Below are 12090 nucleotides of genomic sequence, written 5' to 3'. Positions count from 1 at the left end.
TTATCTCTGACCTTTAGTTGTATCGATTTACCATATAAACCGCAATAACTTAGGCATATTTAAAGTTTGTTGTACAATCCCATCGGCAGACACATCACTCCATACGGAAAACGTATTTCCTCCGTCTGTACTTACACAATATTCCCACCAGCTTGCAATTCCCTGAGCTTGTGTATAACCATAATAATAATAACTATTGTTGCTACTAATTCCTTGTAATATTGAAAATCTGACTATATTATCCGATATTTGAGGCGGATCGCGAAAAATATAGGCGCTATTCAAAGGATATGTATCGCTCAAGCTCGAAACACTTCCAGTAACAAACGGGAGCGAGTAATCGCAACCATCGGTAACGTGAAAAGTATAATTTCCTGGAGGAAGATTCTCAATAGTATAATAATCTTTATAATTATACATATTGGAAGCTGTTCCGCTATACATACGCTCGGAGAAATTATCGGTTCTGAAATAAGTATTGTCCTTATATATCTCTACATAATAAGGAAATACACCGTTTTGTATCCGTAATTGTATCTGGCCAGTAGGAGAACACATAAAACTGGGGACTGTTCCATATTGGTGCGAAGAAGTAAAATCTCCCTGTACCAATCCCAAATCCGGCGTAACATAAGTTGAATTAATAACTACATCTTGTAACGTCTTTGAAACAATAATATTTCCGGAAGAAGTACAAATAGCATTAACCACAACTTTGTAAGTGCCGGCAGATAAGCCATTAAAAACATTACTTGTAGAATTGTTAATATTTACTGTTGCGGAACTTAGAGAATATCTGAAGTCACTAAAATCTCCTGTCATATTACTTACATTAACCATAATTTGTCCATTACCAGGACAAGACATTGGTTGTGTATTTGCGGTAATAGTAAAATCACAATCTTGTGAAAATACATCTCCCACAACAAGAAATAAAACAATCAGAAACATTAACCTTTTAAATAGTACTAATTTTTTCATTTTCCTTTTATTTTTTATGTGAATTATTTCATTTTTTTAATATGTGTAAAAAAAGCTGTTCTATATTCATCAACTAAACAACAATGTCAGATTTTCTAAGAATGTATTATTTTACTGTTACATAAAAAACATTGCTATATGTTACAATTGAATATATCCTCCATTAAATAATCATAAACCATAACAGTAAGTTAATATTTAAGATAATTACTCCGCCATATTTCAAGGAATAACATTAATGAATTTTAAGATCCTTCCTATTTATGAAATATTAGAAATTCCTAATACAACAAAAATATACAGGAATTTTAATATACCTTCCGCATAAATAATATGAGATAGTTTGTTTTTAGAATATAGCCTTTATCTATCCTGTTTTGCTTTTTTAAAGCTTTATAATCTGTTTATCAATAAACAAAAGCGGTTCTCCACGTATTTCCTTTAAAAGACTATACCTTTAAACATAGTATAAAATAATTCCAATAAATGTACAAAATAAAGTACAAAGGTAATCAAAAGTTTAGTTTTCGTACTAAAAATTTAAATTATTTTATAAGTCTGATTGTTAGCTAAGAATTTGCGGGAGGGAGATGTATATGGATATTCTTCGTTTAGATTCTTTATTGTATTATACTTAAATATCAATAAACTTAATCAATCACTTTTCGAAAACATAATTCTTCTTTGTAATGTATTCTGAAATATAATTATTCTCTTTAGCCGTTCGATTATGATTTATCGAAACAGTAAATGCAATACGCAAACATTTTTAAAAGAATATCCTAAATCATTTACATTTGTTCCTAACGGGACAACCCTTTGGTATCAAATGCTTCCTTTATGCATTCATTGCCCTAATGTGTGTAAGGGAAGTACGAATGCAATTGTTCTTAAAGTGTATTTTTTATTCTAGCCTTTAATTGAAAAGCTGAATTTATTAATAATTATCAAAATTATTAATCAGGCTATTTGTATTTTTAATATCTTCTCCTGTATTTACTTGTTTTTTGTATTATTTATTCTTTTGTAACTGCTATTATCTTCTCTTTGTATCTATAAAATATTGTTGTATCGTCGTTTATGTTTTTGTCGACGATCATTCCTGCTTGTATAATGTTTCTGTTGCCGATTTCAACACTTGGAAGTGTAGTGGCTCTTATTCCAAAATAGTTATCATCTCCTACCGAATTATATCCGCACAGTAAAGCTGTTGCAAAGAAATTATAATCTCCAATTGATGAATCATGACTTATAATAGATTGTGAAGTTAACAGATTAAAATCTCCGAGTTTTACATTCGGTCCGATAATAATCTGCGGATATATTATATTTCCTACTCCAATGGTTGCTGAATCTGCTATACATACAGAAGGATGTACATAAGAAACAAAATTACCTCCATTATTTTTTATATGTGTAGCTATTTCCCTTTTTACTTTGTAGTTTCCTAAAGCAAGTATAAAATAATCATTTGATTGTATTGTGTAGCTTTCTAATTTTCCCAAATAAGGATATTTATAATGATATTTTTCCCAATTTATTATACCGTTATCATCTGAGGCAACGTAACCTTTTATTTGAAACTGATTATCATCTAACCAATTATTGGATTCCAAGTATGAGGTTATCTCTGCGGCAACAGCTCCGGTGCCGAAAAATATTATATCTTTTAACTTATTCATAATTACAACATTTTGTTTAAATCGTATCCATCAAGAAAAAAAGTATTGCCATGTCCGGGAAACACTTCATATCCATTGTTTTGAAACTCTTTAATTTTATCAATTGTTTTTAACAGATTCTTCTTAGAGCCGCAAAATAGTTTTGTTACTGTTTTTTCTCCTTCAATAAGTGTATCGCCCGTAAAAATATTTTTGTCAAAATAAAAACATATACCGGCATCTGTATGACCTTCAGAAATAAAGAAATCTATTTTATTCTTTTCCCATTCTAAGGAATAATTCAAGTTTTCAATCAATAAAATATTACCCGACACAGAAAATCCTTGTTGATCATAAAATAAAGAAAGATTCTTTTTAGGGTCTATTATTCTTTCGGCACATGCAGCAGAGCAAATTATTGTCGGGTTAAAATTTTTTATCAATTCATTACACCCCCAAATATGATCGAAATGTTCATGAGTAAGAATAATGTATTGAGGCGTTAAATTCCCATTAAGTAATTCGGACATTAATATGTCGGACGAAAAACTACCGGGATCAACTATAATACAATTTTTAGTATTCTCACTAAAAATTATGTAACAATTTGACGGAACAGGGCTGTTAATAAGTTTAAGTATTTCGAGTTGCATTAACCTGAAATATTAATCGTTCTTCCTCCGTCGACTGTAATTTGTTGTCCTGTAATCCATTTAGCTTTTTCCGACAGTAAGAAATTCACAACTTCATATATATCTGTAACGTCTCCTAAGCCAAGCGGATATGATGAAGCCATTCTTGAGATTAGTTCCTCATCTTGATACATGTGTTCTGTCATTGTTGTTCTTACTCCGCCCGGAAGAACTGAATTTACCCTTACATTAGGAGCTAATTCAACAGCTAAGGAGCGCATCATGGAATCTAATGCTCCTTTTGATGCTCCGTATGCACTAAAGGCTTTTGCTCCGAAATTGCTAATATTGCTCGAAATTAATACAACTGCCGACAATGATTTTTCATTGACTTTTTTATTAGAAAGAACTTTAGTAATTAATAAAGCTGAGAATACATTTACATTGAAAGTCTTTTGTATTAATGATAAATTAACCATTTTCAACGGATATGTACTCATAAATCCTGCACAATGAACAAATTTATTAACTTTAATATCGTTTACCTTTAAAAATTCAATAAGCGATTGCTCTACGTCTTCAACATTAAACAGATCATACTGCCATATTAAATGGGTATGACTCGATGAACAATGATTTTTTGTTTCTTCTAAACGTTCTAAATCCCTTCCATTCAATATAATGTTGTTGTATTCAGATAATTTTATTGCAATCTCCCTACCCATTCCGGAAGAAGCACCTGTAACTAAAATATATTCTTTATTATCCATATAAAACATTTATTGGGCAGTAAAACCACCATCTACATTCATAACTGCGCCTGTAATCCATTTTGACATATCCGATAGCATGAAAGAAATTGCATTGGCAATATCCTCAGGTTCACCGAGTCCCAAAGGATGTAAATTATCCAAAACAGACAAATAATTATCATCGAAAGATCCCGTGTTAGAATCCATCATTTTGGTTTTAACAAAACCCGGTGCAACGCAGTTAACTCTTATTTTTTGAGGCGCCAACTCCATTGCCAGAGCCTTAGTAGCGCCAATAATTCCTGCCTTTGAAACCGCATATCCGACATTTGCCGGTGACCCTACTATTCCGTAAACAGAAGAAATAAATACAATTGAACCGTGTTCTCCTGCATAAATTTTCTTATTTATGAACAATTTAGCTAATTCCAGTCCGGCATAGGTATTTAACTTAAATGTATCCAATACTCCATTTTCGCTTATTGCTTTTAATGGAGAAATATATGATTTTCCTGCTATGTGAACCAAACCATGTATTTTACCAAAATCCGAGACTGCGTTAATAATTGATTCTTTCAGTTTTGGTATATCCAATAAATCACATGCAACTAATAATACCTTTGAAGGGCATGAACTAGCGGTTTTTTCCAATTCCTGAGCATTAATATCAACTAAAATCAATTCTGCTCCCAATTGTGATAAAAAGACACTGCTTGCTCTTCCTATTCCCGAAGCTGCTCCTGTAATAAGATATTTTCTGCCGGTTAAGTCTAACGGATTTATTATCTTCATGCTGTAATTAAAGCTATTAAATTTCCGACATTCTCTGCTCCATTGATGTCTTTTGCAAGCAAAGTCTTGTTATAGTTTTCCGAAGCTAAAGCAATTATCGACAAAATTGTTAGTGAATCCCAAGCTTCAAACTCTTTTAAAACATCATCGTCGTTGATATTATCAACTTCAAGCAATTCTGCGAGTTCTTCATAAATTTTTTCCATAATAATTTATTTTAATAGTAAATAATCTCATTGAAATCAACATTTCCAATATCCATAAGTAACGCTCCCCAAGTAAGTCCTACGCCGAAACCCGACAAACAAAAACGGAATTGTTTATTTTCCAATTCTTTTCCTATGTTATAGCTGATATTAGTAGGTATTGTTGCACCGCTTGCATTTCCGAAGTTTTCTACAATGTTCGACGGCATTTTAGCATGCGGAACGCCTAATTTGTCTGCCAGTTTATTTAACATAAACCTATTGGGCTGATGAAACATATACCAATCTATGTCATCTTTATTTTGTCTTGCATAGGATAATAATTCCTCAATCATAGGCGGAACTTCTGTTTGTACAAAGTTAAAGACTTCATCGCCTTTCATAACTAAATTTTCCAAAGACCTGAAATTTCCTGCCGCATCTTCATGCATAACAGAAGTTTCTGCATTTGCCGGCATTTTAAATCCTCCCGCAGGAATCATTAAAGCATCTGAAGAAGATCCATCCATTTTTATTGTTCCGTAAATAGTATTCGGAGTTTCGGATTTTTCAACTATTGTAATTGTTGCAGCATCGCCTATTAACGGATTGCTGTTTCTATCGCGTTTAGAAACTTTTCGGCTTAATATATCGGCATTTAACAGAACAACTTTATTTATTTGCTCTTGTTCCAGAAGCATAAATGACTGAATAAGCCCTACAATGTAACCGGCACACCCTTGGTTAATATCCATACAGAAAACATCTCTGCCTAATTCTAATTCGCCATGAATAACACTACTTGTTGCAGGCATAAAATAATCGGGAGATTGTGTTACTAAAATCAGCGCATCAATATCTTCTTTTTTCAATAAGTTATGATCCAACAGATGTCTCAGTCCATAAACACATAAATCCGAAACAGAAGTATCTTCATCTACAATTCTATGTTTGTTATAACCCATTGCCATTTTAAGCTTCATAGATTTTGCAGCAGAAAAGTTATAATTTTCGATTTCGTCTTCAAACAAAACTTCTTTTGAAGGAAGAACGGTAAGTATTCCCGAAATCTTTTTGTTTTTAAAAAGTAAATTCATTTTCTTAATTCATTATTTTACTCCGTTTTTTCTTAACAATTTAATGATACTTTCTACTGAAGAAAAATTTTCAGGCAATATATCCATTCCGTCTATAGAAATATTATATTCTTGATCCAAGCTTGTAACTAAATTAATAACGTCGAAGGAATCCAACATTCCTTCTTCAATAAAGTTAACATTTTCGGAAAAATCAAATTCAGGACGTAATTCCGAAAGTATCTCGATAATCCTCTTATTCATAGTATTTATTATTTTTTATACATTAGTATTTCATCATATATTTTTTCCGGTAAGAAACCGTAATGAACATATCTTTTTATAGCATTCTCGTTTGAAGTTATTACCCAAAATAGTTGTCTTTTGGTGTTTTTGCTTTTGAGAAAATATTCTTTCAGAAGTTTAGCACCAATTTTATTTTCTCTATATTCGGGATGAACAAACCAATAACGCAGGTACGAAGTAACGCCTTTTATCTCAAATATTATAAAGCCCAAAATTACATTATTTTTTTTATAGACTAAAATAGAATCTTCTTTTGTCCATATTTGCAACTCTTTTAATGTGGGAATTTGTTCCGAATATTTATCAAAGAATTCATCAAGATAATTTTTCACAACAACAATATCTTTATTTGTTGCACTAATAATATTTTTGTCCTCCAACTCTACAATATCATCAGGTATTGTTACTTTACTCATTCTATTCAATAATTGATATGAGGTAAAACCGGATTCCATAAAATTAGTCTTTACAGGCACTATTTGCTCTTCGTTCCCAATAATATCTACCATAATAATTTTGTTTTCATGGTATTGGTCGATAAAACTTTTAATATCAGATTTTAAACTTTCATTATCAGATGAACAATAATATAAATGATAAAAGTTATCATCAATTTGAAATATAAAATAAGTTTCTCCAATTAATGCGGAGAATAAACAATTTTCTTCAAACAGAAAATTACAGCGGGCTTCATCTAAGTAAAAGTTTGTAATATACTTTTTCTTATAATTTCTTATCTCGCTTATTTTGCTGACTATTTCTTGATATGAATTTACTTTATTCATTTATGTTTTTTGATAAAAGTAACCTGTCTATTTTCCCATTTGTATTTCGCGGTAATTCCAACATGTGAATAAAACCCGTAGGAATCATATATTTTGCAAAGACTGCAGAAAGCTTTTTACGCATGTCGGAAACATCCATAGGTTCAGGAGTTTCATAAATTAATGTTATCTCTTTTTTCTTATAATTATAAACAACGCAACAGTTCTTTACTAGTTTCAATTGATTGACTACAACGTGTTCTATTTCTCCAAGTTCTATCCTATAACCTAAATGTTTTATTAAACTGTCTTTTCTGCCTTTAAAAACAATTTCACCCAAATTATTAGTAAAAACAATATCTCCTGTTCTATAAATAATTTCGGGATAAGCACTGTTTAATGGATTTTGCACAAAGGCCGCATTTGTTTTTTCCCAATTGTTATAATATCCTAGAGCTAAGGATGTGCCACGCACACATAATTCTCCTTCTTCCCCGTCCGATACCTTTTTATTTTTCTCGTTTAAGATAATTATATCTGTATTTCTACAAGGATATCCGATTGGAATAGGTTCATCATCAGAGATTTCTCTTTCAACAATATAGTACGTGCAATCAAGCGTAATTTCTATAGGTCCGTATAGATTAACAAACATACAATCAGGCAAGCTTTTTCTCCAATAATTAAACTGTTTTGTCGGAAAAACTTCACCTGCAAACCAAATCTTTTTTAAGGAAGGTAAACTTACTTTTGACAATAAATCCATATTAGCAATATTTACCATTATTGTTGGTACCCAAAAGATATAGGTACCATTATGCTTTTGCATTAAATTCAATATGGCAGCAGGAAAAGCCGATAAAGAATCGGGGATTATTACTATTGTGCTTGATTTTGCCATCATCATACATAATTCATGACTATAGATGTCAAAAACAAGCGGCGATAAAGAACCGATTACTTCTTCATTCCCGATATGCAAAGTATCAACCGACCACTCAATGAAGTCGAAGAAACTTTTATGGTTCAAAGCAACTCCCTTAGGTGTTCCGGTTGAACCCGATGTATTTATTATACAATACGGATCGGTATCAATAAGATTTGAAATACGTTTAATCAAATATTCTTGTTCGTAAGTTCCACCATCTTGAATATCTTCATCAATATTAATGACTATTACATTTTGCGGAATTATTAACTCAATGTTTTTTATCAGATTTGAATTAGTTATTAAAATAGCCGGTGATATTAATTCCAGAATATTTTTTATTCTCTCTGCCGGAGTTTTAATATCTAAATTCATATAAATGTTGCCGCTATATGTAATTGCCATGTTAGCACATACCGATTCAATACTTTTCGGTAAATATACTGCAACAGGTAAATTCTTAATATCTTTCTTTTGAATTATTAATGCCGCTAATTTTCTGGAATATTTATCAAGTTCTTCAAAAGTAATACTTCTTTCTCCGTCAATAACCGCTGTTTTATTTTTGTTATTTAAAACAGTTTCTATAAAATATTCAATAATATTTATTTTCATGCGAATATAAATTTAATCGTTTATTTTTGTTTTAATCGTTATATGCAGCCGACAAATTTTATTCATTCTCTCAGGTGTAATATTCAGTGTCGGTTTCATTACTTAAAATTATTAATTGTTTCCATTAAAGGCAACAGTTGTAACTTCTCCTTCTTTACTGATGCCTTCTTTAAGAAAGATTTTTTTTATCGTCAAAAATAATATTTTTATATCGAGTTTAAATGAAATGTTGTCAACATACCAGATATCATATTCAAATTTCTGTTTCCAAGATATTGCATTTCTTCCATTGACCTGCGCCCAACCGGTAATTCCGGGACGAACATCATGCCTTCTTTTTTGCTCCGGATTATATAATGGAATGTATTCCGGAATTAAAGGCCTTGGACCTACCAAACTCATATCTCCTTTTATTACATTTAATAGTTGCGGTATTTCATCTAATGATGTTTTTCTAATAAAATTACCGACTTTGGTCAATCTATCTTTATCCGGCAATAAATTTCCATTTTTATCTTTTTTATCGTTCATTGTTTTGAATTTGATAATCTTGAAAATCTTTTCGTTTTTACCGGGACGTTTTTGGATGAAAAACGGTTTGCCGTTATTTGCAAACAACAAAAGTACGGTAATAATAACAAAAAAAGGGGATATTATTATAAAACCTATTAGGGATAAGAAAAAATCGAGGAAACGTTTAAAGAAGTGTTTATACATTTCTGATTTGTTATTTTTTTACTTTAACCGTTTAATTTTGTCGTTATCAATCAAAGACTTCATTTGAGTGATTGCAACTTTATTTAATTGAATTAATCTTTCTCCTTGTGAAAGATTTTGTTGAATGAGTAATGCATTGATGCTTTCCATATTACTCAATACAACAAGTTGTTCCAGCGTGGCAAAATCTCTGATATTTCCGCTTTTATCAGAATTTTTTTCTCGCCATTCTTTGGCCGTCATGCCGAATAATGCAACATTCAATAAATCAGCTTCATTTGCATAAATAATACTTGTTTGTTGTTTCGTTATTTTTTGTGGAATAAGATTTTCTTTGATTGCATCTGTATGAATTTTATAGTTGATTTTTGACAAAGTGCGTTGCAGATTCCACTCTAACGACAAGCGGTTATTCTCGTCATTTTTAAGGCGTTGAAATTCTTTGATCAAGAAAAGTCTGAAAATAGCGCTAACGGCAGATCCAAATTCAAAGGCTATGTCTTTATGAGCATATGTTCCACCGTACTTTCCTTGTTTAACATAAATTCCTATAGCGTTGGTTGTTTCTACCCATTGACTTACACTTAACACAAAACTTGGCAAACCTGCCTGCATTTTAAAGTGGTCAAATTCGACCACTTTAAAATTAGGATTATACATTTCTTCCCAAGTTCCTAAAAACTCAAGCGTTGTTCGGGTACGTATCCAGTTTTTGATGATATCCGCGGCACGGGCATCTCCTTCTTTTGCCTTTGCCATGTCAGTTATACAAATATAATCTTCATTATTTAGTTGTGTAACTGCAATCTCTGTGTTTGATACAATTATTTTATTGGTTTTTGCCATATTTTGTTAAATTATTAATAACATTGATATAAATCTACTCCAATAAAATTTATTAAAACTGCGCGACTCTATCAATTTTTGATGACCCCATGGAATTAAGAATAATGGATTTATTTGAAATTCACCCCCAAGTTGGGGGTGAATTATATCGTTATCATTATCAGCTAATTGGATTCTGCCCTCAGCTTGGGGGTAGAATTTTTCTGTAATTTGTTGCTGAAGTTCTGAGTAATTTGTATAAAACTGGTAAAAGCGTTTACAATAATTTAAATTAGTAACTGAAAATCCTTGCATATCTGGAAATTCGTTCTTTAACTCCTTACTCAAACGTGAATAGAATCCGCTTCCCCACACTGCATCCATCTCTCTGGTAATAATATCACGTCCTAAATCCCAATACAAATGCAGCAATTCGCTATTTACTTTTATTGCAGCCTTTATTTGACTCTCACGTATACGAAGTTTAAGCTCGCAAAACCATTGCTTGAAATTAGATTCTTTTGTTAAATCGGTAGTCATGTGATATTCTCCTTTGTTGACTATAGTGATAATTTCAATAAAATTACAGTTGCAAAGTTATTTATTTCTTTAGTTAATATTACCATATCCGAATGGTGACACCATAACTAAACCTCCTGATTAAGTATGTTCGACATAATTACATTATACGCAACTTCTGTTGTCATATAATCATCGTAAAATTTTTGTCCGTTTTTTCCCATCTTTCTTCTGAGATCTTTATCATTATATAAAATCTCAAGCTGAGATATTAATTGATCTGTGTTTCCGGCTTGGGAATATAGTCCCGTATTTGATTCTACCAATATTTTCCCCAGATCTGTAGCACTATCTATTGATGCCAATACAGGAATGCCGGCATCAAAATAGTCGCATAATTTATATGGCGTATTAGGTACGGTAAATTTTTCATTTAAACTTATTAATCCGATACTACAAAATTGGAGTAATGATTTATATTCATTAAGAGGAACAAAATCGACAAATCTAATATTAATTACATTTGCTTTTTTTACTAAGTTTTCAGCATTATGTCTTTGAGTTCCTTTACCGATTAAAAATAATTCGACATCCTGATATATTTCACATCGTTTGGCAAATGCAATAACATTTTCAATCTTTTGCGGAATACCAAAATTACCGCCAAATACAATTACAAATTTATTATCAATATTGTATTTTTCTTTAATTTCCGGATCGGGTAATTTTCTTTCCGTCTTTTTTTGAAAATTATATAAAATGTGAAGTTTATTTTTGTCTACATTCTGATTATGAGCAATTACGTAGTCGATATTTGCTTGAGAAGAACAACCTATTTTGTCGGCTACTTTATAAAGCTTTTGCTCTTTACTCCTAAAAAACTTATAGATCAAGCTGTTTTCTTTAATCATATTTAAATCAACAGCATTTTGAGGAAAAATATCCCTAAGTATTAAATAAACTTCAGCACTAAAGTGTTTCTTCAAAAAAACCGCAACATCGGCAAAAAGTACGGATGGTGTAGGAACAATAATTAAATCAAATTTATATTTCTTATAATATTTTGTAATAGCCTTTTTATATTGATAAGATAATAGAATGTTGGCAATACCTTTTTTAATGGAGCTAACACTAAATAAATCTAAAGTATTAATGCGTAATACATCAAAATCGCCTTCTTTTACAATTGCTGTTTTTTTATTGTAAGATAATGCGGGTGCAACCGGAAAAACATTATGTCCTTTTTCCAGGAAAGTTTTTGCCAATTCACTATACATACCACCCTCCATGGGATTTCCAAAATCGGGTGCCGTGAGCATTAAAAACAAAATATCCAT

General features: G+C 31.2%; 14 protein-coding genes. All 14 read right to left on the bottom strand.

All coding sequences use genetic code 11. From position 1 onward, the window contains the following. Positions 1-27: 27 nt before the first annotated feature. Entirely contained in the window at positions 28-981 is a 954-nt protein-coding gene (locus LBP67_09360; GenBank protein ID MDR2085186.1) for a hypothetical protein, read from the bottom strand. Between the two features lie 1016 nt (positions 982-1997). Then, the gene (locus LBP67_09355) at positions 1998-2663 is read right to left on the bottom strand and encodes a hypothetical protein (GenBank protein ID MDR2085185.1); all 666 of its coding nucleotides are present in this window, start codon (positions 2661-2663) and stop codon (positions 1998-2000) included. Between the two features lie 2 nt (positions 2664-2665). After that, the gene (locus tag LBP67_09350) at positions 2666-3295 is read right to left on the bottom strand and encodes an MBL fold metallo-hydrolase (GenBank protein ID MDR2085184.1); all 630 of its coding nucleotides are present in this window, start codon (positions 3293-3295) and stop codon (positions 2666-2668) included. Further along, a complete protein-coding gene (locus tag LBP67_09345; GenBank protein ID MDR2085183.1) occupies positions 3295-4044 on the bottom strand; it encodes an SDR family oxidoreductase in 750 nt (249 codons plus the stop codon). Before LBP67_09345 ends, LBP67_09350 begins: the two co-directional genes overlap by 1 nt. 9 nt (positions 4045-4053) lie before the next feature. Further along, positions 4054-4818, bottom strand: a complete 765-nt coding sequence (locus tag LBP67_09340) for an SDR family oxidoreductase (protein MDR2085182.1) — start codon at positions 4816-4818, stop codon at positions 4054-4056. Then, positions 4815-5024 carry a phosphopantetheine-binding protein gene (locus tag LBP67_09335; GenBank protein MDR2085181.1) on the bottom strand — a complete coding sequence of 70 codons (210 nt, stop codon included), beginning with the start codon at positions 5022-5024 and terminating at the stop codon, positions 4815-4817. Before LBP67_09335 ends, LBP67_09340 begins: the two co-directional genes overlap by 4 nt. Positions 5025-5035: 11 nt before the next feature. Next, positions 5036-6100 (bottom strand): ketoacyl-ACP synthase III, encoded by a 1065-nt coding sequence (locus LBP67_09330; GenBank protein ID MDR2085180.1) that lies wholly within the window; start codon positions 6098-6100, stop codon positions 5036-5038. 12 nt (positions 6101-6112) lie between these two features. After that, the gene (locus LBP67_09325) at positions 6113-6343 is read right to left on the bottom strand and encodes an acyl carrier protein (GenBank protein MDR2085179.1); all 231 of its coding nucleotides are present in this window, start codon (positions 6341-6343) and stop codon (positions 6113-6115) included. An 8-nt stretch (positions 6344-6351) separates the two neighbouring features. After that, positions 6352-7170 carry a GNAT family N-acetyltransferase gene (locus LBP67_09320; GenBank protein ID MDR2085178.1) on the bottom strand — a complete coding sequence of 273 codons (819 nt, stop codon included), beginning with the start codon at positions 7168-7170 and terminating at the stop codon, positions 6352-6354. After that, the gene (locus LBP67_09315; protein MDR2085177.1) at positions 7163-8692 is read right to left on the bottom strand and encodes an amino acid adenylation domain-containing protein; all 1530 of its coding nucleotides are present in this window, start codon (positions 8690-8692) and stop codon (positions 7163-7165) included. The genes LBP67_09320 and LBP67_09315 overlap by 8 nt, the downstream gene beginning before the upstream one ends. Before the next feature lie 111 nt (positions 8693-8803). After that, a complete protein-coding gene (locus LBP67_09310) occupies positions 8804-9409 on the bottom strand; it encodes a sugar transferase (protein MDR2085176.1) in 606 nt (201 codons plus the stop codon). An 18-nt stretch (positions 9410-9427) separates the two neighbouring features. Next, positions 9428-10255: a KilA-N domain-containing protein gene (locus LBP67_09305; protein MDR2085175.1), complete on the bottom strand. Its 828-nt coding sequence runs from the start codon at positions 10253-10255 to the stop codon at positions 9428-9430. A 6-nt stretch (positions 10256-10261) separates the two neighbouring features. Continuing rightward, positions 10262-10774, bottom strand: coding sequence for a DUF1016 N-terminal domain-containing protein (locus LBP67_09300; protein ID MDR2085174.1), 513 nt, complete (start codon positions 10772-10774; stop codon positions 10262-10264). A gap of 107 nt (positions 10775-10881) precedes the next feature. Continuing rightward, a complete protein-coding gene (locus LBP67_09295) occupies positions 10882-12090 on the bottom strand; it encodes a glycosyltransferase family 4 protein (GenBank protein MDR2085173.1) in 1209 nt (402 codons plus the stop codon).

Source organism: Bacteroidales bacterium, assembly GCA_031276035.1.
Lineage (GTDB): Bacteria > Bacteroidota > Bacteroidia > Bacteroidales > BM520 > RGIG7150.
The sequence above is the reverse complement of the archived record's forward strand: the minus strand, read 5'-3'. Positions and strand labels throughout refer to the sequence as shown.

What these genes read in the sequence shown, in the direction of transcription:
- LBP67_09355 (MDR2085185.1), bottom strand. Translation starts at nt 2,663, where the DNA reads ATGAATAAGTTAAAAGATATAATATTTTTCGGCACCGGAGCTGTTGCC.
- LBP67_09340 (MDR2085182.1), bottom strand. Translation starts at nt 4,818, where the DNA reads ATGAAGATAATAAATCCGTTAGACTTAACCGGCAGAAAATATCTTATT.
- LBP67_09295 (MDR2085173.1), bottom strand. Translation starts at nt 12,090, where the DNA reads ATGGATATTTTGTTTTTAATGCTCACGGCACCCGATTTTGGAAATCCC.
- LBP67_09325 (MDR2085179.1), bottom strand. Translation starts at nt 6,343, where the DNA reads ATGAATAAGAGGATTATCGAGATACTTTCGGAATTACGTCCTGAATTT.
- LBP67_09350 (MDR2085184.1), bottom strand. Translation starts at nt 3,295, where the DNA reads ATGCAACTCGAAATACTTAAACTTATTAACAGCCCTGTTCCGTCAAAT.
- LBP67_09315 (MDR2085177.1), bottom strand. Translation starts at nt 8,692, where the DNA reads ATGAAAATAAATATTATTGAATATTTTATAGAAACTGTTTTAAATAAC.
- LBP67_09335 (MDR2085181.1), bottom strand. Translation starts at nt 5,024, where the DNA reads ATGGAAAAAATTTATGAAGAACTCGCAGAATTGCTTGAAGTTGATAAT.
- LBP67_09305 (MDR2085175.1), bottom strand. Translation starts at nt 10,255, where the DNA reads ATGGCAAAAACCAATAAAATAATTGTATCAAACACAGAGATTGCAGTT.
- LBP67_09320 (MDR2085178.1), bottom strand. Translation starts at nt 7,170, where the DNA reads ATGAATAAAGTAAATTCATATCAAGAAATAGTCAGCAAAATAAGCGAG.
- LBP67_09300 (MDR2085174.1), bottom strand. Translation starts at nt 10,774, where the DNA reads ATGACTACCGATTTAACAAAAGAATCTAATTTCAAGCAATGGTTTTGC.
- LBP67_09360 (MDR2085186.1), bottom strand. Translation starts at nt 981, where the DNA reads ATGAAAAAATTAGTACTATTTAAAAGGTTAATGTTTCTGATTGTTTTA.
- LBP67_09310 (MDR2085176.1), bottom strand. Translation starts at nt 9,409, where the DNA reads ATGTATAAACACTTCTTTAAACGTTTCCTCGATTTTTTCTTATCCCTA.
- LBP67_09345 (MDR2085183.1), bottom strand. Translation starts at nt 4,044, where the DNA reads ATGGATAATAAAGAATATATTTTAGTTACAGGTGCTTCTTCCGGAATG.
- LBP67_09330 (MDR2085180.1), bottom strand. Translation starts at nt 6,100, where the DNA reads ATGAATTTACTTTTTAAAAACAAAAAGATTTCGGGAATACTTACCGTT.